At 71.4% G+C, this 22,844-nt stretch carries 17 protein-coding genes; 8 read left to right on the top strand and 9 right to left on the bottom strand.

All coding sequences use genetic code 11. The features are described 5' to 3' along the window. The first annotated feature begins 51 nt into the window (after positions 1-51). Positions 52-462, top strand: a complete 411-nt coding sequence (locus CVO96_RS17970; protein WP_103313812.1) for a plastocyanin/azurin family copper-binding protein — start codon at positions 52-54, stop codon at positions 460-462. Between the two features lie 179 nt (positions 463-641). Here the strand turns inward: CVO96_RS17970 and guaD are convergent, their stop codons facing one another. The 4 genes from guaD to CVO96_RS17950 are packed head-to-tail and all read right to left on the bottom strand — an operon-like array spanning position 642 to position 6,603. After that, entirely contained in the window at positions 642-1,958 is a 1,317-nt protein-coding gene (guaD, locus tag CVO96_RS17965) for a guanine deaminase (RefSeq protein WP_243398497.1), read from the bottom strand. Then, on the bottom strand, positions 1,955-2,803 hold the full coding sequence (gene xdhC, locus CVO96_RS17960; protein WP_103313811.1) for a xanthine dehydrogenase accessory protein XdhC: 849 nt from the start codon (positions 2,801-2,803) through the stop codon (positions 1,955-1,957). Before xdhC ends, guaD begins: the two co-directional genes overlap by 4 nt. Positions 2,804-2,812: 9 nt before the next feature. Beyond that, positions 2,813-5,167, bottom strand: a complete 2,355-nt coding sequence (gene xdhB, locus CVO96_RS17955) for a xanthine dehydrogenase molybdopterin binding subunit (protein WP_103313810.1) — start codon at positions 5,165-5,167, stop codon at positions 2,813-2,815. Beyond that, positions 5,164-6,603, bottom strand: a complete 1,440-nt coding sequence (locus tag CVO96_RS17950; RefSeq protein WP_103313809.1) for a xanthine dehydrogenase small subunit — start codon at positions 6,601-6,603, stop codon at positions 5,164-5,166. The genes xdhB and CVO96_RS17950 overlap by 4 nt, the downstream gene beginning before the upstream one ends. A 268-nt stretch (positions 6,604-6,871) precedes the next feature. On the opposite strand from CVO96_RS17950, the gene CVO96_RS17945 reads away from it, so the two are divergent. The 6 genes from CVO96_RS17945 to CVO96_RS17920 all read left to right on the top strand — a co-directional run bounded on the left by CVO96_RS17945 (position 6,872) and on the right by CVO96_RS17920 (position 13,280). Next, a complete protein-coding gene (locus CVO96_RS17945; protein ID WP_103313808.1) occupies positions 6,872-8,527 on the top strand; it encodes an FAD-binding dehydrogenase in 1,656 nt (551 codons plus the stop codon). A 33-nt stretch (positions 8,528-8,560) separates the two neighbouring features. After that, positions 8,561-9,298, top strand: coding sequence for a CHAD domain-containing protein (locus CVO96_RS17940; protein ID WP_133161844.1), 738 nt, complete (start codon positions 8,561-8,563; stop codon positions 9,296-9,298). 208 nt (positions 9,299-9,506) lie between these two features. Beyond that, positions 9,507-10,475: a metal ABC transporter solute-binding protein, Zn/Mn family gene (locus tag CVO96_RS17935; protein WP_243398496.1), complete on the top strand. Its 969-nt coding sequence runs from the start codon at positions 9,507-9,509 to the stop codon at positions 10,473-10,475. Continuing rightward, the gene (locus CVO96_RS17930) at positions 10,472-11,236 is read left to right on the top strand and encodes a metal ABC transporter ATP-binding protein (protein WP_103313805.1); all 765 of its coding nucleotides are present in this window, start codon (positions 10,472-10,474) and stop codon (positions 11,234-11,236) included. The genes CVO96_RS17935 and CVO96_RS17930 overlap by 4 nt, the downstream gene beginning before the upstream one ends. Continuing rightward, positions 11,233-12,192, top strand: a complete 960-nt coding sequence (locus tag CVO96_RS17925; RefSeq protein ID WP_103313804.1) for a metal ABC transporter permease — start codon at positions 11,233-11,235, stop codon at positions 12,190-12,192. The genes CVO96_RS17930 and CVO96_RS17925 overlap by 4 nt, the downstream gene beginning before the upstream one ends. Further along, entirely contained in the window at positions 12,189-13,280 is a 1,092-nt protein-coding gene (locus tag CVO96_RS17920) for a metal ABC transporter permease (RefSeq protein WP_103313803.1), read from the top strand. Before CVO96_RS17925 ends, CVO96_RS17920 begins: the two co-directional genes overlap by 4 nt. A 19-nt stretch (positions 13,281-13,299) precedes the next feature. On the opposite strand, the gene CVO96_RS17915 is transcribed toward CVO96_RS17920, so the two are convergent. Beyond that, positions 13,300-14,205, bottom strand: coding sequence for a tryptophan 2,3-dioxygenase (locus CVO96_RS17915; RefSeq protein ID WP_103313802.1), 906 nt, complete (start codon positions 14,203-14,205; stop codon positions 13,300-13,302). Then, positions 14,202-15,452 carry a kynureninase gene (gene kynU / locus CVO96_RS17910; RefSeq protein ID WP_103313801.1) on the bottom strand — a complete coding sequence of 417 codons (1,251 nt, stop codon included), beginning with the start codon at positions 15,450-15,452 and terminating at the stop codon, positions 14,202-14,204. The genes CVO96_RS17915 and kynU overlap by 4 nt, the downstream gene beginning before the upstream one ends. Positions 15,453-15,656: 204 nt before the next feature. On the opposite strand from kynU, the gene CVO96_RS17905 reads away from it, so the two are divergent. Further along, the gene (locus CVO96_RS17905; RefSeq protein ID WP_103313927.1) at positions 15,657-16,937 is read left to right on the top strand and encodes an AMP-binding protein; all 1,281 of its coding nucleotides are present in this window, start codon (positions 15,657-15,659) and stop codon (positions 16,935-16,937) included. A gap of 64 nt (positions 16,938-17,001) precedes the next feature. Here CVO96_RS17905 and CVO96_RS20655 read toward each other — a convergent pair whose 3' ends face one another. From CVO96_RS20655 to CVO96_RS17890, 3 genes are all read right to left on the bottom strand, one after another. Then, complete coding sequence (locus CVO96_RS20655; RefSeq protein ID WP_133161843.1) at positions 17,002-18,807, bottom strand: NPCBM/NEW2 domain-containing protein; 1,806 nt, start codon at positions 18,805-18,807, stop codon at positions 17,002-17,004. A 418-nt stretch (positions 18,808-19,225) separates the two neighbouring features. Beyond that, complete coding sequence (locus CVO96_RS17895; protein WP_103313800.1) at positions 19,226-20,704, bottom strand: rhamnulokinase; 1,479 nt, start codon at positions 20,702-20,704, stop codon at positions 19,226-19,228. Beyond that, a complete protein-coding gene (locus tag CVO96_RS17890; RefSeq protein WP_103313799.1) occupies positions 20,694-22,790 on the bottom strand; it encodes a bifunctional aldolase/short-chain dehydrogenase in 2,097 nt (698 codons plus the stop codon). Before CVO96_RS17890 ends, CVO96_RS17895 begins: the two co-directional genes overlap by 11 nt. Between the last annotated feature and the right edge of the window lie 54 nt (positions 22,791-22,844).

The following is a 22,844-nucleotide window of genomic DNA, read 5'->3' as shown; positions in this document are numbered from 1 at the left end:
CTTCGAGGGAACGTCTGGGCGCCCGTCAGTCCCGAGCCCGGAAGGAGCATCATGGATAAGCGGTTGATCATCGGTACCCTCACTGGTCTGGGCCTGCTGGCGGCGTGCATGCCCTCGATGGCGCAGACGACGACCCCCGCCGCCGCGCCGGCCGCCCAGGCGGTCGCCAAGCCCACAGAGATCACCATGAAGCTCAACGAATGGACGATGGGCATGGACATGCCGGACATGAAGGTCAAGGGCGCCGTGACCTTCAATCTGGAAAACGTCGGGAAATTCCCCCACACCCTGGCGATCCGCGGCAAGATCGGCGACAAGGACATCATGATCTCCTCGGCCGTCCTGAAAGCGGGCGAGAAGACCAGCCTGACCGTCACCCTCCCGGCCGGCACCTACACGACCTATTGCCCGGTCGGCAAGCATGAAGCTCAGGGCATGAAGGCTGATCTGGTCGTCGAGTAGGCGCATCCTCCCCTGGAGCGGCCGGCCTGCGGGTCGGCCGTTTGCTGTGACCGGGTTCCGGGAAGTGCGGCCCCAGGGGACCCATCGAGGGTTCGGAGAGTGTCATGACGCCGTCGGACGACTCCTTCACTGCTGTCTGGGACGTCATCTGCGGCACCCCCGCGGGTTCGCCCACTTGATCACCCCCGGCGGTGCACCTCGTCGCCGCCGATCCACACGCGGGCCACGTCGGCGGGGGTGCCGGTGGCGAAGGCGGCGGCCAGGGCGCGCTCGGGACTGTCCGCGTGTCGGAACACAGTGTCCAGCGTCGTGCCGGGGGCCGGCTGCAGGTGCACGGCGTCGAACTGCCGGCCCACGCTGAAATCGCCGGTGAGATCCTGCAGATCCAGGGCCTGCGCCCCCGCGCGGGTGGCGAGGTACAGCAGGTGGGCGGGGGAGAGCGCCACGCCTTCCGCGCCCATCAGGTTTTGCATGAAGTGGGCCTGCAGCCCCTCCTTGAGCAGCGAGAAGCCGGTGCCCCCGCCGACATCGGAGCCCAGCGAGACGGGCACGCCCGCGTCCAGATGCCGCCGCAGCGGGAAGAAGCCGCTGCCCAGCGCCGAGTTGCTGCAGGGACAGTGGGCGGCCGTGCAGCGGTGGTCGGCCATCACGCCCAGCTCCCGGTCAGATGGATGGACGTTGTGCGCCAGCACCGAGCGCCGCCCCACCAGCCCGGCCCGCTCGTAGGTGTCGAGATAGTCGCGGGCGGAGGGAAACAGCTCCCGCACGACCTCGATCTCGCGCCCGTTCTCGTTGATGTGGCTGGTGAAGCGCACGTCCGGGAACTCGCGCATCAGCGCGCCGCAGGCGTCCAGAATGCCCTCTGAGGCCGAGAGGCTGAAGCGCGGCGTCACCGCGTACAGAGCGCGCCCGACCCCGTGCCAGCGCTCGATCAGGGCCTTGCCCTCGTCGTAGGCGCGCTGGGGCGTGGTGTGCAGTTCGTCTCTCAGCAGGCGGTCGCTCACCACCAGCCCCGACACGGCGCGCAGGCCCCGGCGGGCGGCCTCTTCAAAGAAGGCGTGCATGGCGCCCTGGAAGTGCGCGCCGAACACCAGCGCGGTGGTCGTGCCGGCCGAGATCAGGCCGCCCAGGAAGTCGCGGGCCACGCCGCGGGCGTAACTGTCGCCCGAGAGGCGCACCTCCTCGGGCAGCGCGCACTGACCCAGCCAGTCGAGCAGCGGCAGGCCCAGCCCGCCGATCACGCGCACCTGCGGGTAATGCACGTGCGTGTCGATAAAGCCCGGCAGCAGCAGTCCGCCGCGCAGGTCGGTCACGGTGGCGTCCGGCCAGGCCGCCCTCACGTCGCCGTAGGAGCCGGAGGCACGGATGACGCCGCTCTCGACCAGCAGCCCGCCGTCGGACTGAACCTGCAGGGCGTCGGCCTTGAGAAAGGGGCTGTCGGGCGTGTGCAGGACGGTGGCGCGGTAGAGGGTGGCGGTGGGGGAGGGCAGGGTCAAGGTGTCCTTTCAGAGATCGGGGATAAAACGTGCTGTGCGCGCCCCAGCAGCGACATCAGCTGCGCCGCCACCGCGAGCGCGATCAGGGCCGGCTGCTTGCGCCCGGGCCCCCCGAACAGCTCGGGGAGGCCGATGGGCGTGGTGATGCGGGCCAGCGCCTCCGGCGGGTGGCCCTCCGCCCGCAGCTGCGTCTGGAAGCGCGCCCACTTGGCGGCCGAGCCGATCAGGCCGATGAAGCCCAGCTCCGGCCGTCTGAGCGCGGCGTCGCACAGGGCGGCGTCCTCGGCATGGTCGTGGGTCAGGATCACGACCGAGGCGCCAGCCGGCAGGTCGTGCAGCGTCATCTCCGGGATGGGCGAGTGGTGGACGTGGACGGTCGCCACCGCGTCTGCCAGGGGAGAGAGCCGCTCCGGCGTGAGGGGCGCGGTGCGCGAGTCGATCAGGTGCAGGTGCAGGGGCTGCCGCGCCAGCACCCGCGCCAGTTCCAGCCCGACATGACCGACCCCGAAGACCGCGACGTGCGGGCGCGTGGTCGCCAGGGGCTCCAGCAGCAGCGTGACCTCGCCGCCGCAGCACTGGCGGCCGTGGTCATTGGCGGCGCGGTCGGTCAGGCGCAGGGTGAGCAGCTCGGGCGCGGCGGCCCCGGTGGCGAGCAGGGCGCGGGCCCGCTCCACGGCGGTCGCCTCCAGATTGCCCCCGCCCACCGAGTCCCAGGTCTCCGAGGCCGACACGACCATCTTCGATCCGGCCTCGCGCGGCGCGTGCCCGCGCACGGCGGCGAGCGTGACCAGCACGCCCGGCGTCCCGGAGGCGTAGAGCGCGTTGAGAGCATGTCGCCAGGTCATGGGCTTTCCCTAGTCATCCGCCGCCACTGCCTCGCCGCGTGCCTGCCGGGCGGCGTCGAGCGCCCAGTACACGGCCTCGGGGGTGGCCGGGCTGCCCAGCAGGGTGCTGCGGCCCGCCGGCCCGAAGGACGCGCAGGCGTCCCGCAGCGCCTCGCGCACCGAGATGGCGAGCATCAGCGGCGGCTCGCCCACCGCTTTGGAGCCGTAGACCACGCCGGTCTCGGTGGCGCGCTCCAGCAGGGCCACGTTGAATTCGTCCGGCAGCTCGCTGAAGCTCGGCAGCTTGTAGGTGCTGGCCGACTGGGTCAGCAGTCGGCCCCGCTGGGGGCCCTGGGACTCGTCCCAGCGCAGTTCCTCCAGGGTCAGCCAGCCCACGCCCTGAAGGTAGCCGCCCTCGACCTGCCCGAGGTCGATCAGCGGCGAGAGGCTGTCGCCCACGTCGTGCATCAGGTCGGCGCGGCGCACGCGGTAGGCGCCCGTGAAGCCGTCCACCTCGACCTCGGAGACCGAGGCGCCGTAGGAGAAGTACTTGAAGGGCTCGCCCTGCATGGCGCTTCTGTCCCAGTGCAGCCCTGGCGTGCGGAAATAGCCGGCGGCCCACAGCTGCGTGCGGCGGTGGTAGGCGTCGTGGACGAGTTCCGGGAAGCTCATTCCACGCTCCGGGTGCCCGAGCGGGAAGACCCGACCGCCCGCGAAGCGCACGTCGTCCGGGTGGACGCCCAGCGTGCCGGCCGCGACCTCGGCCAGCCGCGCCCGGATCTGGTCGCAGGCGTCCTTGACCGCGCCGCCGTTCAGGTCGGCCCCGGAACTCGCGGCGGTGGCGGACGTGTTGGGCACCTTGTCGGTGCGGGTCGGGGCCAGCCGCACCGAGGAGAGCGGCACGCCCAGCGCCGTGGCCGCCACCTGCAGCATCTTGGTGTGCAGCCCCTGGCCCATCTCGGTGCCGCCGTGGTTGATCAGCACCGAGCCGTCCTTGTAGACGTGCACCAGCGCGCCCGCCTGGTTGTAGGCGGTGAAGTTGAACGAGATCCCGAACTTGACCGGCGTCACGGCCAGGCCGCGCCTGGTGTGCGGATGAGCGCGGTTGAAGGCGGCCACCTCCGCCCGCCGGGCCTCGAAGCCGCTACGCTCCAGCAGCCCGGCCCAGAGGTCGTGCAGGCGCTCGGCGTGGCGCACCGGCTGGCCGTAGGGGGTGGCCTCGCCGGGCTGGTAGAAGTTGCGCCGACGCAGCTCGTGGGCCTCCACGCCCAGCAGCGGCGCCACGCGGCCCAGGATGTCCTCCACGACCAGCATTCCCTGCGGGCCGCCGAAGCCCCGGAAGGCCGTCTGCGAGGTCTTGTTCGTCTGCGCGATGCGCCCGTGCGCCTCCACATGCGGGATGAAATACGCGTTGTCGATGTGGCACAGCGCCCGCGCCATCACGGGCTCGGAGAGGTCGAGGCTCCAGCCGCCGTCGGAGGTCAGCGTGACCTGCAGGGCGCGGAAGAGGCCGTCCTCGTCGAAGCCCGCCTTCCAGACCGCGTGGAAGGGGTGGCGCTTGCCGGTCATCGTGAGATCCTGGGTGCGGTTGAGTCTCAGCCGCACCGGGCGCCCGGTCAGCACCGCGCCCAGCGCCGCGACCGCCGCGTAGCCGTGGGGCTGCATCTCCTTGCCGCCAAAACCCCCGCCCATCCGCAGGCACTGCACGGTGACGTGTGAACTGGGCACCCCCAGCACGTGCGCCGTGATCTCCTGGGTCTCGGTCGGGTGCTGCGTGCTGGACTGGATGAAGACCTGCCCGGCCTCATCCACGTGCGCCAGCGCGGCGTTCGTCTCCAGGTAGAAGTGCTCCTGGCCGCCGATCTCGAACTCGCCCTCGAAGACGCGGGCCGCCCCCGCGAAGCCGACCGCCACGTCGCCGCGCCGCAGGGTGGACCGGGCGCCCTGGAACGCCCCCGCCGCGATGGCCTCCTGCACGGTGATGACAGACGGCAGCGGCCCGTACTCCACCTCCACCGCCGCCGCGCCCAGCCGCGCCGCCTCCTCCGACTCGCCCAGCACCCAGCCCACCGCGTGGCCGTGGTACCTGACCGTCTCTGGAAAGAGCGGTTCGTCGCCCTTGACGCCCGCGTCATTCACGCCGGGCACGTCGGCGGCGCTCAGCACCCGGACGACGCCGGGAACCCTCATGGCGGGGGCCGGGTCGAGGCGCAGGATCCTCGCGTGGGCGTGCGGCGCCTGCACCGGCCAGGCGTGCAGGAGGTTCTGTAAGCGTACCCCCAGGTCGTCGGTGTACAGCGCCGTGCCGGTGACGTGCCCGGCCGCGCTCTCGTGCGGGATCGCCTCGCCCACGGCGGCCCCATCCGGGCGCTCGTGCAGGCTCATGCGCCCACCTCCAGGCCCTGCGCCTCGTGCCAGAACTTCAGCAGGCTCTGCTCCAGCATGGCGGCGCGGTAGGTGGCGCTGGCGCGGAGGTCGGAGAGCGGGGTGCCTGCCCTCCCCAGCACCCGGGCGGCGGCGCGGACGGTCGCCTCCGTCCACGGCTGACCCTCCAGCGCGGCCTCGGCCTCGTGCGCGCGCAGGGGCGTGGCCGCCACGCCGCCCAGCCCGATCCGCGCCCGCCGCACCACCCCACCGTGCACGTCCAGCGCGTAGCCGACCGCCACCGAGGAGATGTCGTCGAAGCGGCGTTTGGCGACCTTGTGAAAGGCGGTGAGGGGCGAGAGCGGCAGCGGAATCCTCACTGCCCGGATCAGCTCGCCCGGCTGGCGGACGGTCTGCCGGTAGCCGGCGAAGTAGTTCGCCAGGGGCAGCTCGCGTTCGCCGTCCAGGCTTACCAAGACCACGCTCGCGTCGAGCGCCAGCAGCGCGGGCGGGCTGTCCCCGATGGGCGAGGCGGTGCCCAGGTTGCCGCCCAGCGTGGCCGAGTTGCGGATCAGGCGGCTGGAGAACTGTGGGAACCACTGCTCCAGCAGGGGCACCCGTCCGGCGAGCCGCCGCTCCAGGTCGCTCAGGTTCAGCCCGGCGCCAATCAAAAGGGACTCGTCCGTCCAGATCAGTTCACGCAGCTCGGGCAGGGCGTCCACCGCGACTGTCACGGGCGCGCGGGCGTGGCGCAGGTTGACCTCCACGCCCCAGTCGGTGCCGCCCGCGAGCACCCGGGCGTCCGGATGTTCGGCGAGCAGGGTCAGGGTCGCCTGCAGCGTGGTGGGCCGGTAGAAGGCGCCATCGGCGGCATGGAGGACGGTCGGGCGAGGAAACGGGGCGGGCTGCCTGGATCGGAGGGCCAGCGGGTCGCCCGCCCCGGGCCTGTCCAGCGCATAGGCCGCGTCCTGAATGGGGCGGTAGCCGGTGCAGCGGCACAGGTTCCCGCTCAGGGCGTGGAGGTCGAAGCCGTTGGGGACGCCGTGCTGTCCGCCAACGCGATCCGGGCGGTAATACTCGGCCGCCATGCTGACCACGAAACCCGGCGTGCAGTAGCCGCACTGCGACCCGCCCCGCACGGCCAGCTCGCGCTGCGCCGGGTGGAGCTGCCCGGGCGTGCCCAGCCCCTCGGCGGTGACGACCTCGCCGCCGTCCAGGGCGGCCAGCGCCACCAGACACGCGTTCACGGAGTCCAGGCGGGTGCCGCCCGAGTCGTCCGGGCGGGCGACCAGCACCGCGCAGGCGCCGCACTCCCCCTCGGCGCAGCCTTCCTTGCAGCCGGTCAGGCCCTGGGCGCGCAGCCAGTGCAGCAGGGTCGTGTGGACTCCCGCGTCCCGCACCTCGCGGGGCTGACCGTTCACGGTGATCGTGGGGGTGGGCGTCGTCACGCTCTGCATGGGCCATTCTCCTCTGCACGTTCCGCCCCGGCAAGGTCGGCGGGAACACTCGTGCGCCGGCATCCTCCCCCTGCCGGGCAGAGGGGGATGCATGGTTCACGCCGGACGTGCGGGGGGTGGCGGGCCGCTGGTTATCCATGCAGAACAGCGGCCTGGTGGGGTGGAGGCCAGGATAGAGCAGGAGAGGGCCTCCTGCACAGCGGCCCTGGCCCCGGCGCGGCGGGTGCGGCATAGTGGCAGGACACGATTCGGAAGGAGCAGGAGGGACATGGACGCGGACATCATCGTGGTAGGTGCCGGACTGGCCGGCCTGGTCGCGGCGGCCGAGGCGGCCGATGCCGGACGCCGGGTGCTGCTGCTCGATCAGGAAGGCGAGCAGAACCTGGGCGGGCAGGCGTTCTGGTCGTTCGGGGGCCTGTTCCTGGTGGACAGCCCCGAACAGCGCCGCCTGGGCATCCACGACTCGCGCGAACTGGCGGGCCGCGACTGGGACACCACCGCCGGCTTCGACCGCCCCGAGGATCACTGGCCCCGGCTCTGGGCGCAGGCCTACCTGGATTTCGCGGCCGGCGAGAAGCGCGCGTGGCTCACGGCCCAGGGCCTGCGCTTCTTCCCCATGGTCGGCTGGGCCGAGCGCGGCGGGCAGGGGGCCGGCGGGCCGGGCAACTCGGTGCCGCGCTTCCACATCACCTGGGGCACCGGCCCCGGTGTGGTGGAGCCCTTCGTGCGGCGGGTGCGCGCCCACATGGCGGCCGGCCGGATCCGGCTGCATGGCCGCCACCGCGTCCGGGGCCTGACCTTCACGCGCGGCGCGGTCAGCGGGGTGCACGGCGAGGTGCTGGAGGCGTCGCGGCTGGCGCGCGGGCAGGCCAGCTCGCGCATTCCCACCGGCGAGTTCAGTTTTGCGGCCGGGGCGGTGGTCGTGACCTCCGGCGGCATCGGCGGCAACCATAAGCTGGTGCGGCAGAACTGGCCCACCGAGCGCCTGGGCCCCGCCCCGGACGTCATGGTCTCCGGCGTGCCCCGGCACGTCGACGGCGAGCTGCAGCAGACGGTTCACGCGGCGGGCGCGCGGCTGATCAACCCCGACCGCATGTGGCACTACACCGAAGGCATCCGCAACTGGAACCCGGTCTGGCCCGCTCACGGCATCCGCATCCTGCCGGGGCCGAGTTCGCTGTGGCTCTCGCCCGGTGGCCGGCGCCTGCCCCCGCCCCACTACCCGGGCTTCGACACCCTGGGCACGCTGACCCACATCACCCGCAGCGGCTACCCGTATACGTGGTTGGTGCTCAACCGGAGGGTCATCAAGAAGGAGTTCACGCTCAGCGGCAGCGAGCAGAACCCGGATCTGACGGGGCGCGACCTGCGCAAGGTCGCCGGACGGATGGGCAAGCGAGTGTCACCCCCCGTGCAGGCCTTCCTGGACAAGGGCGCCGATTTCGTGGTGCGAAAGACGCTGGACGACCTCGTGCGCGGCATGAACGAGCTGGCCGGCAACGAGGCGCTGGACGTCGAGGTGGTGCGCCGCGAGGTGCGCGACCGCGACCTCCAGGCCGGGCTGCCCTTCGGCAAGGACATGCAGATGGCGACCATCCGGGGCGCGCGGGCCTACCTCAGCGAGCGGCTGATCCGCGTCGCCAGGCCCGCGCCGATCCTCGACCCGGCGGCCGGGCCCCTCATCGCCGTGAGGCTGAATGTCCTGACCCGCAAGACCCTGGGCGGCCTGGAGACCGACCTGCACTCGCGCGTCCTGGGCGAGGGCGGCAAGCCGATTCCGGGCCTCTACGCGGCGGGCGAGGTCGCGGGCTTCGGCGGCGGCGGGATGCACGGCTACCGCTCGCTGGAGGGCACCTTCCTGGGCGGCTGCCTGTTCTCCGGGCGGATCGCCGGGCGCGAGGCGGCGCGGGCGACCGGGGGCTGAGTGGAAGACGGTGGGGTGGAGGACGGTGGCGTGATGAGCAGCTTCAAGAAGACGGCAAAGACCCTGGGGACGATCTGGCCCGCGCTGGAAACGGGAGACCCGGAAGCGGTTCACCAGGCCCGCAAGCTGACCCGCAAGGCGCAGGCGGAACTCCGGATCGCCAGCGCCCCGAAACGTGTTCGCCGGGCCTGGCGGGAGCTGCGCCGCGCCGTGGCCCCTGTGCGTGACCGCGATGCGGCCGGAGAGCATCTGGTAGCGGCCCTGACCCGGCTCGGCGTGCCCAGGAAGGAGGTGACAGCCTTCCAGACCGCGTGGGCGGCTGGCCGGGAGCGCCAGTTCTCGGCCATCACCCTGCCAGCGCAGCCCGGGTCGGTGAAACGTCCGAAGCGCTGGAGGGCGCGGGCGCGCAGGGTTCTGGCCAGGGACGCGCGAGCTCTGCAACAAGAAGCGCTCCGGGTGCTGGCGACAGGCGACCCGGAGCCATGGCACGACTGGCGCAAGCACCTCAAACGGTACCGCTACACGCTGGGGTTGATCGGCGCCGCCCCGAAGGCGTTGCTGGAGGTGCTGGAGCACCTGGGCCGGATGCAGGATGCCCAGGTGGTCGCAGAACTCCTGACCAGGGAGACCTGGCTGCCGCAGTACCGGGAGGCCCTGCTGAACGCGGAGGCCGGGGCCAGTCGCCAGGCCCAGGCCCACATCCGGGCAGGATGGCCCGCCCTGGCCGAGCATCTGCAGGCCCAGACGACTCCGGCCGATGATCTGAAGTAGCCGGGCACCTGGTGTCAGGCCCCGTGAGACTCGCTCGCCGGGGTCAATGGGGCCCTGCAGCGCTGCCCTGGGGGCCGGGTCGGTGTCGTCGCAGAGCCGAGGGTGTCCCGAGGGTCGGATTCGTGAGGGGCAGATGCAGACTATCCGGCCCATCCGCATCTTCCAAATCCCTCATTCATAAGTTAGGCTAGCCTAACTTATGAACCATATGCAGCCTAAACTCCTCGCTCTCCTCGCCTTCACCGCCCTCGCCTCCGCCGCCGGGGCCAGCGAGCGGGCCAAGGTCGATGCCCTCTCCCCGGCGCGGCTGGACGGTGGGAAAGTCAGGGTCACCACGACCGTCAACATGATCAGTGATCTGGTGCGGCAGATCGGCGGCGCGCGCGTGCAGGTCACCGGCCTGATGGGGCCTGGCGTCGACCCCCACCTGTACAAGGCCAGCGCCCGGGACGTCCGCGCCCTGCAGGAGGCCCACCTGATCGTCTACGGCGGCCTCCACCTGGAGGGCAAGATGGTCGATCTGCTGGAGCGCCACCCCCGGGCCGTCGCGGTCACGGACGCCATGCCCCGGGCCCAGCTCCTCACCCCGCCCGGCGGCTTTGCCGGCGTGGCCGGCCTGCAGGATCCGCACGTGTGGTTCGACGTGCCGCTCTGGAAGCACACCACCACCCTCGTGCGCGACGCCCTCACCCGCGTCGATCCGGCCGGCCGACAGGTCTACGCGAACAATGCCGCGGCCTACGGAAAGCAGCTCGATGCCCTGCACGGCCGCGTCACCGCGCTGATGAACCGCGTCCCGAAAGACAAACGCGTGCTCGTGACGGCGCACGACGCCTTCAGCTACTTCGGACGGCGCTACGGGGTGGAGGTGCGCGGTATCCAGGGCATCTCCACGGTGGCGGAGGCCGGCACCCGGGACATCCAGGATCTGTCCGAGTTCCTCGCCACCCGCAGGATTCCGGCCGTGTTCATCGAGAGCAGCGTTCCCAAACGCACCGTGGAGGCCGTGGTGCAGGCCACCCGGGCGCGTGGCTGGAACCTGAAGATCGGCGGCGAGCTGTACTCCGACGCCGCCGGCGAGCCGGGCACCCGGGCCGGCACCTATATCGGCATGATCGAGCACAACGCAAGGACCATCAGCGACGCGCTGCTCGGCCGCCCGGCGGGGAACCGATGACCACGGCGGACACCGCGCGCTCTGGGGCGCCCCTGGCCGTGCGCGACCTCACCGTCGCGTACCGGGAGACCCCGGTGCTGTGGAACATCGACCTCGACCTGCCCGCCGGGCAACTCTGTGCCATCGTCGGCCCGAACGGCGCCGGCAAGAGCACGCTCCTGAAGGCCGTCCTGGGCCTCGTGCCCAAGGCGGCGGGCACCGTCCGCTTCTTCGGCGAGCCGCTGCGTGCCGCTCGGCGCCGGATCGGCTACGTGCCGCAGCGCAGCAGCGTCGACTGGGACTTCCCCACGGACGCGCTGGACGTGGTCACCATGGGGCTGTACGGCCGCCTCGGCTGGATCCGCCGCCCCGGGAAGCGCGAACGGGCGCTGGCCCTGGGGGCCCTCGAGCGCGTCCGCATGACCGAGTTCGCCGGGCGGCAGATCTCGCAGCTCTCCGGCGGTCAGCAGCAGCGCGTGTTCCTGGCCCGCGCGCTCGCCCAGGACGCGGACGTGTACTTCATGGACGAGCCCTTCGCGGGGGTGGACGCGACCACCGAGCGCGCCATCCTGGACGTGATGCGTGACCTGCAGGAGCAGGGCAAGACGGTCGTCGTGGTGCACCACGACCTGGACACCGTGCGCGAGTATTTCGATCACGTGACCCTGCTGAACGTCAGCGTCGTGGCGAGTGGCCCGACGGGGACGGCGTTCAGTCCGGAACTGCTGCGCACCACCTACGGCGGCAAGGTGTCCTTTCTCCGGGAGGCGGCGCCGGTATGAGCCTGGAGTTCTTCCTGAGCGCCTTCACGGACTACACCCTGCGCAACGTCGCGCTCGGCAGCGCGCTGCTGGGGATCACCGGCGGCGTGATCGGGGCGTTTGCCGTGCTGCGCCGCCAGAGCCTGCTGGGAGACGCCCTGGCGCACGCGGCCCTGCCGGGCATCGGCCTGGCGTTCCTGGTCAGCGGGGGCAAGGCGCCCCTGTGGCTGCTGCTGGGCGGGGGCCTGAGCGCCTGGCTGGCGGCGCTCGCCATGCTGGGCGTACTGCGCTACACGCGCCTGAGCGAGGACGCCGCGCTGGGCACCATGCTCGCCAGCTTCTTCGGCTTCGGCATCGCGCTGCTGACCTTCATCCAGAACGGCAGCAACGCCAGCCAGTCGGGGCTCGACAAGTTCCTGTTCGGCCAGGCCGCCACCATCGTCGCGGCGGACGTGCGGCTGATGGCGGTGCTGGCCGCGCTGGCGCTGGGCACGGTGACGCTGCTGTTCAAGGAGTTCAAGCTGGTGTCCTTCGACCCCGCCTACGCCGCGACCCTGGGCTTCAGAAGCCCGCTGGTCGGGGCACTACTCACCTCGCTCGCCGTGGTGGCGGTCATGATCGGCCTGCAGAGCGTGGGCGTGGTGCTGATGGCCGCCATGCTCGTCGCGCCCGCCGTGGCCGCCCGGCAGTGGACGGACCACCTCGGGAAGCTGCTGCTGCTCAGCGCGGCCTTCGGCGCGGCGAGCGGCGTGACCGGCGCGCTGGTCTCGGCCGCCGCCGCCAACCTGCCGACCGGCCCCGTGGTGATCGTCGTCATCAGCGTCATCATGATCCTGTCGCTGCTCTTCGCCCCCCTGCGCGGCCTGCTGTGGGAGCGGGTGGCGTCCGCGCGGCGAGACCGGGGCCTGCGTGACGGGCGTCTGCGTGACGGGCCTCCGCAGACCCAGACTCCCGACCGGGCCCGGGGAGCCCCATGAGCGCCGACCTGGTGATCGTCCTGACCGCCTGCCTGGTCGCGGTGGCCGGGAGCCTGCTGGGGGTCTTCCTGGTGCTGCGGCGCCTGAGTATGATCAGCGACGCCATCAGCCACTCCGTGCTGCCCGGCATCGTGGCGGCCTTCTGGTTTTCCGGGGGCGAGACGGCCACCCTGCCCGCCCTGATCGGGGCGGCCGCGATGGGCCTGCTGACGGTCGCCCTGGTGGACGCCCTGACCCGCAGCGGGCGCGTGAAGAACGACGCCGCCATCGGCGTGGTGTTTCCGCTGCTGTTCTCCATCGGCGTGATCCTGATCTCGGTGTACTTCCGCAATGCCCACCTCGATCTGGACGCGGTGCTCTACGGCGAGATCGCCTACGCGCCCTTTAACCTCGTCTCCGTCTGGGGGCGCGAGGTGCCGGAGTCCCTGGTGCTGATGGGCACGCTGGCGCTGCTCAACGCCGTGTTCGTGGGGGTGTTCTTCAAGGAGCTGAGGCTGTCCACCTTCGACGCGGGCCTCGCCGGGTTCCTGGGCTTCGCGCCGGGGGGGCTGCACTATGCCCTGATGACCCTCCTGTCGTTCACCACGGTCGGGGCCTTCGAGGCGGTGGGGGCCGTGCTGATCGTCGCGTTCGTGATCGTGCCTCCGGCGTGCGCGTACCTGCTCACCCGCCGGCTGCCGGTGATGCTGGGCCTGAGCCTGCTCATCGGGGTGCTCTCCAGCGTGGCGGGCTATGTCCTGGCCCTGGCGGTGGACGCCAGCATCGCCGGGATGATCGCCAGCGTGCTGGGCGCCGTGTTCTTCCTGTGCGTGCTGTTTTCGCCCCTCGACGGCGTCCTGGCGACCCTGGCCCGGCGCGGAACGCAGCGTGACCAGGTCGCGGCCCGCCAGCTGCTGGCGTACACGGCGGCGCACGGCGCGGCCCTCACACTTCCCGACGCCGTCCGCCGCTTCGAGTGGAGCGCCCGGCAGGCGAGGCGCGCCCTGCGGCATGCCCGGCGCCGGGGCTGGCTGACGGGAACCGGGGACAGCCTCGTGGTGACGCCGAATGGCACCCGCGTCTCCGGTGAGGGGTTCGCTGCAGACTGAGGAGAGCGAGGCCCGGCCCCTACAGGTTCGTCCGCACCTCCCAGAGTTCGGGAAACAGCACCACCCCAAGCGCCCGTGCGAGGTAACCCGCGCCGCTGGTACCGCCCGAGCCCCGCCTCAGGCCGATGGTGCGCTCCACCGTGGTCAGGTGGTTGAAGCGCCAGCGGCGGAAGTTGTCCTCGACGTCGAGCAGTTTCTCGGCCAGTTCGTACAGATCCCAGTAGGTGTCCGGGTCGCGGTAGACCGTGAGCCAGGCGTCCAGCACCGCCGGGTGGGGCGTGGGCGGCAGGCAGGGGTCGCGCGCCAGCACCTCCGGCGGGAGGGGCAGGCCGCGCGCCGCGAGCAGGCGCAGGGTCAGGTCGTAGACGCTGGGGGCGTGCAGGGCCGCGCTCAGGCGTGCGTGAACCTCAGGCCGGTGCTCGTGTGGGCCCAGCAGCGTGGCGTGGCGGTTGCCCAGCAGGAACTCCACGAGCCGGTAGGCCGCCGACTGGAAGCCCGACGCCTGCCCGAAGGCTTCCCGGAACTGCAGGTAGTCGGCCGGCGTCATGGTCTTGAGGACTTCCCAGGCGTTCGTGAGCTGCTCCTGGGCGCGCACCACGCGGGTCAGCCCCTTGAGCGGGGCGTCCGTGATGCCCCCGGCGAGCTGGGCCATCGCTGCTTCCAGCTCGCGCACGATGAGTTCCAGCCACAGCTCGGAGACGTGGTGCACCGCAATGAACAGGTGCTCGTCGTGGGCGGCCGTGACCGGGCGGTGCGCGGCCTTCAGGGTGTCGAGCTGAAGGTAGTCGCCGTAGCTGAGCGAGCGGGTGAAGTCCCGGTGGGCTCGCTCGGCGCTGTGTTGATCAGCACTGTGCTGATCGGCGCTGTAATCGTCAGCACTGTGTGAATCGGCGTGATCGCCGGCCCCGCGCTCGCTCCCGGTCATGGCGTCTGCCCCTCCAGCACGGCCCGGATGCCCTGCACCGCCCTCCAGACGTCCGCGTGCGAGTGGTACAGCGGCGTGAAGCCGAAGCGCAGGATGTCCGGCGTGCGGAAGTCCCCGATGACGCCGCGCTCCACGAGCCGCCGCATGACCGCCTGGGCGTCCGGGGCGCGGTAGCTGACCTGGGAGCCGCGCTGGGCGTGGGCGCGGGGCGTGACCAGCATCAGACCGTGGGCCGCGCACAGCGGCTCCATCAGGCCGATGAAGGTGTCGGTCAGCGACAGCGACTTGGCGCGCAGCTCGGCCATCTCCACCCCCTCGAAGGCGTCCAGGGCAGCGTCCAGCGCGCTCAGGCTGAGCACCTGCGGGGTGCCGGGCACGAACCGGCGGGCGCCGGGCGCCGGCACGAAGTCGCGGGCCATCTCGAACGGGTCGGCGTGCCCCATCCAGCCGCTGAGCGCCACCGGCGCGCCGGCGTGGTGCCGCTCGGCCACGAACAGGAAGGCCGGGGCGCCGGGGCCGCCGTTCAGGTACTTGTAGCCGCAGCCCACCGCGAAGTCGGCCCCCGCACCGTTCAGGTCGACCTCGAAGGCCCCGGCCGAGTGCGCCAGATCCCACACGGTCAAGGCGCCGTGTTCACGGGCCTGCGCGCTCAGGCCCGCCAGGTCGAGCCGCCGGCCCGTGCGGTAGTCCACCTCGGTCAGCAGGGTCACGGCGATCTCGAGGCTCAGGTGCGCGGCGATCTCGGTGTTCGGCACCCGGCGCAGCTCGTACCTTCCGCCCAGCAGCGCGTTCAGGCCCTGCGCCACGTACAGGTCCGTGGGGAAGTTGTCGGCGTCTGTGAGGATCACCCGGCGATCCGGCACCAGCGCCAGCGCCGCCGCGAGCGCCTTGAAGAGGTTGACGGAGGTGGAATCGCCCACCGCGACCTCGTGCGGCCGGGCCCCGATCAGGCGGGCGATCTTCGCGGCCACCCGGTCGGGCAGGGCCATCCAGTCAAGGGCCGCCTCGGCATTCGCCGTCCATGAGCGGATCAGCCCCTCGCCCCACTCGCCGCGCAGCACGCGCTCGATCCTCTCCGGCACCGAACGGTGCAGCGGCCCCAGCGAATTGCCGTCGAGGTACACCACGCCCGCCGGCAGCAGGAACTCGGCGCGTTTGTGGGCCAGCGGGTCGCGGGCGTCGAGATCCAGCAGGTCGGCGGGCAGGTCGGCCGGAACAGGGGTGGTCTGGGTGTCGGTCAGGGTCATGGGCACCTCGGGAGTGGGGGAGAGCGCCGGCCCGCGCCGGGCGCCTGGGATGGGCGGAGTATAGGTCGGTCTCTGCGGGCGCTTCTCCCGGAGCCGCGCCCCGCTTCGCTACACTGCCGGCATCACTGCCCCGCTGCCGCTCCTGTCCGGCCGCTCTCCATCCGTGTCCCCGCCCCGGAGGCTCTCCCCATGTTCCAGCCCACCATGTTCCAGCCAGAGCGTGAAGCCCTGCCCGTCCCCGAACTCCGCGCCCTGCAGCTCTCGCAGCTCCAGCGCATGGTCGAGCGCCAGCACGAGCGCGTGCCCGCCTACCGCGACAAGTTCCGCGCGGCGGGGGTGGCGCCCGGCGACCTGCGGGCGCTGGACGACCTGGCGCGCTTTCCCTTCACCTACAAGGCGGATCTGCGTGACGGCTATCCGCTCGGCCTGTCCTGCGTGCCGCGCGGGGAACTGCGCCGCATCCACGCCAGTTCAGGCACCTCCGGCAAGCCGACCGTGGTCGCCTACGACGAGCACGACCTGGAGGTCTTCGGGGAGGTCGTGGCCCGCTCGCTGTACGCGGCGGGGGCGCGGCCCGGCATGGTCTTTCACAACGCCTACGGCTACGGCCTGTTCACGGGCGGGCTGGGCACCCACGGCGGCGCGGCGCGGCTGGGCCTGTGCACCGTGCCGGTCTCGGGCGGCGGCACCGAGCGGCAGGTGCAGCTCATCGAGGACCTGCAGCCCGAGGTGATCGCCTGCACCCCCAGCTACGCCCTGGTGCTGGCCGAGGCCCTGGCGCGCCGGGGGCTGGGCCCGGATGACCTCAGCCTGCGCTACGCCGTGCTGGGCGCCGAGCCCTGGGCCGAGAAGACCCGCGCGGAGGTCGAGGCCGCGCTGGGCGTGAAGGCCACCAACATCTACGGCCTCTCCGAGATCATCGGCCCCGGCGTGAGCAACGAGGATCACGCCGAGCAGCGCGGCTCGTACCTCTGGGAAGACCACTTCTATCCCGAGATCGTGCATCCGCAGACCGGCGAGGTGCTGCCGGAGGGCGAACTGGGCGTGCTCGTGCTCAGTTCCATGACCCGCACCGCCCTGCCGATCCTGCGCTACTGGACGGGCGACATCACGCGGCTGCTGCCCGGCGGAAACGCCACGGGCCGCACCATGCGCCGCATGGACGGTATCCAGGGGAGATCGGACGACCTGATCATCCTGCGCGGCGTGAACGTCTACCCGACCCAGCTCGAGGCCGTGCTGGTCACGCTGGGGCAGGTGAGCCCGCACTACCAGGTGGTGCTTACCCGCACCGGCCTGATGGACGACCTGACCCTGCGGATCGAGGCCGACGGCGATCACCCGGCGCTGCGCCTGGAGATCGAGCGTCAGATCAAGGTGCTGGTCGGCGTGAGCGTGCGCTGCGAGCTGTGCGAGGCGGGAAGCCTGCCCCGCTCCGAGGGCGGCAAGCTGCGGCGCGTGACCGACCTGCGCGGCGAGCGCTGAGGCGCGCCACGCGAAGGCAGCGACCCGGCGTCTGGACGGGTCGCTGCCTCGAGATTCAAGCGCGTTACTTGATCTGCACGCCGTTCAGGAACACGTTGGCGACGGTGGTGGGCTTGTAGGTGCCCAGCACGGTCTTGGTCGCCACGTTGTCGGCGCGCAGGCCGTTGAGCGACACCGTGCCGGGGTAGTTCTGGAAGAAGGTCGGCTTGCTGTCGGTGGTGTTGCTCACCCGCAGGTTGCTCAGCTTCACGGTGGCGCCCGGCGCGTCCGAGGGCACGATGGCGATCACGCCGGCCTTGGTGAGCGTGCCGTAGGAGCTGGCCTGGAAACCGTCCACGGTGATCGGCCCCGAGGGGCTCAGGAACAGCGCCGTGCCGTTGCGGTGCGAGGCGTGGTTGCGGATCACGATGTTGCGGTTGTCGAGCTGCGCCACATCAATGCCCGAGCCCTGGTTGTCGCTGGTCTCGGCGCCCTCGATCAGCACGCCGTCGTTGCCCTGCAGGTCGCTGCCCCGGTTGGGCTCGATGTCGATGCCGGCCCAGGGGCCACCGGGCACGCCGCCCGCCCCGTTGAACTTCCCGCCGATCACGGACACGCTCCGCGAGGCCACGATCGAGAGGTTGTTGCGCCCGGAGTTCATCATCTCCACGCCTTCCAGCCGGATGTCGGTGGGCGTGTTGGCGGTGCCGCTGACAGGCCCGGGACTGACCAGATCACGGATGTACAGGCCGTCCGTCGGGGCGTTCAGGCCGCGGATCTGGCGCAGGGTGACCGAGCGGCTGCCGCCATCGACAAACCAGGCGGTCTGGTTCTGCACGCCGCTCATGGCGGGGCGCCCCGCCCGGTTGGCGTCGATGGTCAGGTTCTGGATGGTGATGCGGGGGCCGGCCACCCGCAGGGTGTACCAGGAGTTGTCGGTGGGCTCGCCGTCGCGGGCCTTGAGGGTCGCGCCGTTGCCGTAGATCGTCGCGCCGTCGCGCATGACCTCGAACTGTACCGGGCCGGTGCGGCGGTAGCGGTAGACCTTGTTCGCGCCGAAGGAGGCGGCCTTCGTGCCGCTGTTCAGCGCCGAGAACAGCGAGCGCAGGGCCGTGGTGTCGTCGGTCACGCCGTCGCCGCGCGCGCCGAACTGCTCGGGGGTCAGCGCGTCGGCCGGGGCCGGGCTGCCGGTGCTGGCCGGGGCGGCGCAGCCCAGCAGCGTGGGTACGGCCCAGTCGGCGTGGTCGTAGGCGTTGCCGTTCCCGGCGTCGGTCACGACCAGCGTGACGGTGCTGCGGCCGGTCACGTCGACCCTGATGGATTTGGTGGCGGTGGCCCCGGTCATGGTGCCGGAGTCGTAGAGTTTGACCCCGTCTCCCAGGATCTGGAAGACCACGCTGCCGTTGCCCCCCACCTCGTCGTCGACGCCGATGTCGGCGGCCAGGGCGCTGCAACGGCCGCCGATGGAGAAGCTGAGCTGGGAACCGGCGTGCACGCCGTAGCCCCGCGTGTAGGTCTTGCCGCCCAGGCTCAGGGTGCGGCCGTCGTTCGCGCCCGCCTCGCCGTTGCTCCTGTTGAGCTCCACCGGGCCGTAGCCGTTGGTGGCCCGGCTCCAGGTGGCGCCGCTGAGGGCGTTGTCTCCCGCCACGATCGACAGCACGAGATTGGTCAGCGGCGCGTCGGTCGTGATGTCGGCGTCGGTGGGCCGGCCGCCAGCCCGGGGCGCGGGCGTCTGGGTACCGGGGGTCTGGGCCCCGGGGGTCTGGACTTCCGGAGTCCGGGGGGACGAGCAGGCCGCCAGCGACAGGGCCAGGGTGCAGGCCAACAGGGGCAGGGTCAGGACGGATCGGAACGGAGAGGGGTTCGCGGGAGACAGAAAGGGTGAATTCACAGAAGACCTACTTTGAGACGCCCGCCTGACCCCCAAGGAGACCTCGGAAGCCAGGGCACGTCGTCTTTGCCCTGGGGTGGAGTCGTCCATATAGTTAAGGGCTCTTAATTTAAGGAACCCCCCTTATAATTAAAAACTTCTTATAGCGCAGCACATATTTTTCTCATAGTAAAGCGGGATTTCGCTTGCCAGACAGGGTTTCATGGTGACATTCAGCCATTGAACATGCGGCCTTCTCGAGCGACCCACCCGGACTCGCGAACCTGATCCAGCAGGAAAGACGGCGGGCCAGTCCCTGTGGCCGGAGAACGGCATCTGGAACGGCCGAACGGGAATTCGGCTGATCCGCCCGCCTGTGACCGGGTAGCCCGCTGATCCCAGTGGTTGTGCCCTGGGCCAGCGCCGGACAGACCGCCGTTCAAGGCGAGCTTTCGGTGCGGCCCTGCACGACCGTCAGCCTCCGGAAGCGCTCACGGCTGTCACCTTTGTCGCCCCCAGCCGGCGTGAAGGTCTGGGACTCGCTGGACGCCCGCACGACCTCCCGGATCGAGCTGTCCTTCAGCCCCCCGCAGGCGCGGGCCTGCACCAGCAGGTTGCCGATCAGGGTCGCCTCGACCGGGCCGGCGACGACCATGCGGCCACTCAGATCGGCGGTCAGCCGGTTCAGGAATTCGCCCTGAGCGCCGCCCCCTACCACGTGAACCGTGCGGAGGCTCCGGCCGGTGACCGTTTCCAGAGCGTCCAGTACCTCCGCAATCCGGTGGGCCAGGCTGTCGAGCACGCAGCGCACGATCTCCGGCGGGGTCTGGGGCACGCTCTGGCCGGTCTGGGCGCAGAAGGCCTGCACGCGCTGCGGCATGTCCAGTCCCGGCGGCAGAAATTGCGGATCGTCGGGGTCGATCAGGGGGCCGCCCGCGGGCAGCGCCGCCGCGCCCGCATCGAGCCCGGCAAAATCCGCGTCCCACGCGCGGCGGCACTCCTGCACGATCCACAGGCCCATGACGTTCTTCAGCAGGCGGGTCGTGCCGTCCAGCCCGGCCTCGTTGGTCAGGTTCAGGGCGCGGGCCTGGGCGCTCAGCACCGGCTGCGCCACCTCCACGCCGACCAGACTCCAGGTGCCGCTGGACACGTAGGCCCAGCCGTCGCCACGGGCGGGAACGGCGGCCACCGCCGAGGCCGTGTCGTGCGTGGCGGGCGTGACCACCCGCACCCCGCGCAGGCCCGTCTCGCGCTCCACTTCCGGGCTCAGCGGGCCGAGGTCAGTGCCGGGATCGACCAGTCGCGGCAGGAAGTGCGTGGGCAGTCCGGCCCGTGCCAGCAGCTCCCGGTGCCAGGCTCCGGTCAGCGGATCGTAGAACTGCGTGGTGCTGGCGTTCGTGCGCTCACACGCCTGGGCTCCGCACAGCCAGAAGTGCAGCAGGTCGGGCACCATCAGCAGGGTATGGGCCTGGGCCAGGCGCTCCGGGGGCTCGGCCGCGAGCTGATACAGCGTGTTGAACCCCAGGAACTGGATGCCGGTCGCGGCATAGATCGCCTCGTCGGAGAGTTGCTCCCGCACCCGCTCCATCACCCCGCCCAGCCGGGCGCTGCGGTAGTGGTTCACCTGCCCCAGCAGTTCGCCCCGCGCGTCCAGCAGGCCGTAGTCCACCGCCCAGGAATTCACGCCCACACTGGCGATGTCGCCGTGAGTGCTCGCCAGCCTCAGGCCGTGCACCACCTCGCGCCACAGCCCCAGGATGTCCCAGTACAGCTCGCCGTGCACCGGAACGCCCCCGTTGGGAAAGCGGTGCAGGATCTCCACCTCCAGCCGCCCGGCGCGCAGCGTGCCCAGCGCCACCCGGCCGCCCGAGGCCCCCAGATCGACGGCGATGTGCCGGGACACCCCGTCAGCGGACATAAGCGGTCGGTACCCCGCCGTCCACCGTGATCACGCCGCCCGTGGTCTTGGCCGCCCCGGGCGAGGCCAGCCAGCAGGCCGCCTCGGCGACGTCCTCGGGCAGCACGTTGACCTTCAGGGTCGTGCGGTTCCGGTAGAACGCCTCCAGCTCCTGCGGCTCGATGCCGTAGGTCGCGGCCCGCTCGGCGCGCCACCGGCCGTCCCAGATGGAGCTGCCCGCCAGGATGCCGTCCGGAAGCACCGAGTTCACGCGGATGCCGGCCGCCCCGCCCTCCTCCGCCAGACAGCGGGCGAGGTGCAGTTCGGCCGCCTTGGCCGCGCTGTACGCCGCCGCGTTCTTGCCCGCCGCCACCGAATTCTTGGAGCCGATGAACACCAGATTCCCGCCCGTGCCCTGCGCCCGCATCAGCCGGAAGGCCTCGCGCGCCACCAGGAAATAGCCGGTCGAGAGGATGCTCTGGTTGCGGTTCCACATCTCCAGACTGGTGTCCTCGATGGGGGCGCTGGACGCGATGCCGGCATTGTTCACGGCGATGTCCACGCCCCCGTAGCACAGCACCGCGTGGGCGTAAGCGCCCTGCACCTGCGCCTCCTCGGTCACGTTCATGGGGACGCCCGTCGCCCGCCGGAAACCCCGAGCCCGGCGCAGATCGTCGGCCACGGTTTGCCCGCCGTCCGCGTTCAGGTCGGCGATGACGATGTGCGCGCCGTCCTGGGCCAGCCGCGCGGCGATGGCCCGGCCGATGCCGCTGGCCGCGCCAGTCACCAGCGCCACGTGGCCGTCCAGCGCCTTCGGGGCGGGCTTGAGGCTCAGCTTGTACAGCTCCAGCGGCCAGTATTCGATGGCGTAGCTCTCGGCCGCACTCAGGCTCATGAAGCCGCCCAGGCTGCTCGCGGCCTTCATCACCTGGATGGCGCGCAGGTAGAGCTGGCGCGAGACCTCGGCGCCCATCGCGTCCGGGCCGGAGCTGACCATGCCCAGCCCCGGAATGAGCACCACGCGCGGGGCGGGCGTGAACATCACGTCGCCCTCGCCCCGGTGCTCCTCGAAATAGGCCGCGTACTCGGCCTTGAAGCGCTCGACCCCGGATTTCACGGCCGCGATCAGCGCGCCCTGGCCCTGATCCGGCGTCCAGTCGAGGTACAGCGGCACCCGCTTGGTGTGCACGAGATGATCCGGGCAGGCCGCCCCCACCTGCGAGAGGTCAGCGGCCGCGTGCGAGTTGACGAATTCCATGACCTCGGGCGAGCTGTCCACGCTCAGGATGACCGGCCGCTGGCCTTTCATGGCGCCGCGCAGGATCGGCAGCAGGGCCACCAGCAGGGCGTCCCGCCGGGCCGCTTCCACCGTCTCCACCCTCACCCCCCCGAAGGGCTGGGCCTCGGCGTGCGCGTCCAGATACGCCTGCGCCTCGCCGATGATCCGCAGCGTCCGCTCGTAACTCTCTCTGGAAGTGTCGCCCCAGGTCACCAGCCCGTGCTTGCCCATCACCACCGCTTCCAGCCCCGGGTTCTCGCGCACCGCCGCGCCGATCTGCTGCGACAGCGTGAAGCCGGGGCGGATGTAGTCCACCCAGGCCGCGCGCTCGCCGTAAATCTCGCGCATGATCTCCGGCCCGCGCGGCGTACACGCGATGGCGATGATGGCGTCCGGGTGCGTGTGATCCACGTGCCTGGCGGGCACAAAGGCGTGCAGCAGAGTCTCGATACTCTGGCGCGGGCGCCCCGGCTCGAAGGTGGTGCGGTCGAGGTACGCCGTCATCTCCTCGTCGCTCATGGCCGCGCGGTCGAACAGCGGCAGCACCTCGTCCAGCTTCAGCCCCGCGAAGCCCTGATGGGTGATGCTGGCGATGTCGCTTCCACTGCCCTTGACCCACAGCACGGTCACGTCGCGGCCCAGGTGGTCTTTCTCCACGCTCTTGGTCGAGGTGTTCCCGCCATAGATGTTGACCAGCGTGCGGTCGGCGCCCAGCAGGTTCGAGCGGTAGGTCAGCGCGGCGAGACCGTCGCTCTGGGGCGCATCGGCATCGTCCCAGCGGCTGATAGGAAGGGTCTGGGAGGTGGCTCGGGGATCAGCGGTGGTCATGGGGTGCTCCTGGTGGGAGAGGGACGTGGACGGGGCTCGCCGGCGAACCGGGTC

It is taken from the genome of Deinococcus koreensis, assembly GCF_002901445.1.
In the GTDB taxonomy this organism is placed as follows: domain Bacteria; phylum Deinococcota; class Deinococci; order Deinococcales; family Deinococcaceae; genus Deinococcus; species Deinococcus koreensis.
This window is presented reverse-complemented; position numbering and strand designations above follow the sequence as displayed.

Bases quoted from the DNA above. Each gene is read 5' to 3' on its own strand.
- CVO96_RS17935 (WP_243398496.1), top strand. From the start codon at position 9,507: ATGCAGCCTAAACTCCTCGCTCTCCTCGCCTTCACCGCCCTCGCCTCC.
- xdhC (WP_103313811.1), bottom strand. From the start codon at position 2,803: ATGACCTGGCGACATGCTCTCAACGCGCTCTACGCCTCCGGGACGCCG.
- CVO96_RS17890 (WP_103313799.1), bottom strand. From the start codon at position 22,790: ATGACCACCGCTGATCCCCGAGCCACCTCCCAGACCCTTCCTATCAGC.
- CVO96_RS17940 (WP_133161844.1), top strand. From the start codon at position 8,561: ATGAGCAGCTTCAAGAAGACGGCAAAGACCCTGGGGACGATCTGGCCC.
- CVO96_RS17950 (WP_103313809.1), bottom strand. From the start codon at position 6,603: ATGCAGAGCGTGACGACGCCCACCCCCACGATCACCGTGAACGGTCAG.
- CVO96_RS17905 (WP_103313927.1), top strand. From the start codon at position 15,657: ATGTTCCAGCCAGAGCGTGAAGCCCTGCCCGTCCCCGAACTCCGCGCC.
- CVO96_RS17945 (WP_103313808.1), top strand. From the start codon at position 6,872: ATGGACGCGGACATCATCGTGGTAGGTGCCGGACTGGCCGGCCTGGTC.
- CVO96_RS17970 (WP_103313812.1), top strand. From the start codon at position 52: ATGGATAAGCGGTTGATCATCGGTACCCTCACTGGTCTGGGCCTGCTG.
- CVO96_RS17930 (WP_103313805.1), top strand. From the start codon at position 10,472: ATGACCACGGCGGACACCGCGCGCTCTGGGGCGCCCCTGGCCGTGCGC.
- xdhB (WP_103313810.1), bottom strand. From the start codon at position 5,167: ATGAGCCTGCACGAGCGCCCGGATGGGGCCGCCGTGGGCGAGGCGATC.
- CVO96_RS17920 (WP_103313803.1), top strand. From the start codon at position 12,189: ATGAGCGCCGACCTGGTGATCGTCCTGACCGCCTGCCTGGTCGCGGTG.
- CVO96_RS17895 (WP_103313800.1), bottom strand. From the start codon at position 20,704: ATGTCCGCTGACGGGGTGTCCCGGCACATCGCCGTCGATCTGGGGGCC.
- kynU (WP_103313801.1), bottom strand. From the start codon at position 15,452: ATGACCCTGACCGACACCCAGACCACCCCTGTTCCGGCCGACCTGCCC.
- CVO96_RS17915 (WP_103313802.1), bottom strand. From the start codon at position 14,205: ATGACCGGGAGCGAGCGCGGGGCCGGCGATCACGCCGATTCACACAGT.
- CVO96_RS17925 (WP_103313804.1), top strand. From the start codon at position 11,233: ATGAGCCTGGAGTTCTTCCTGAGCGCCTTCACGGACTACACCCTGCGC.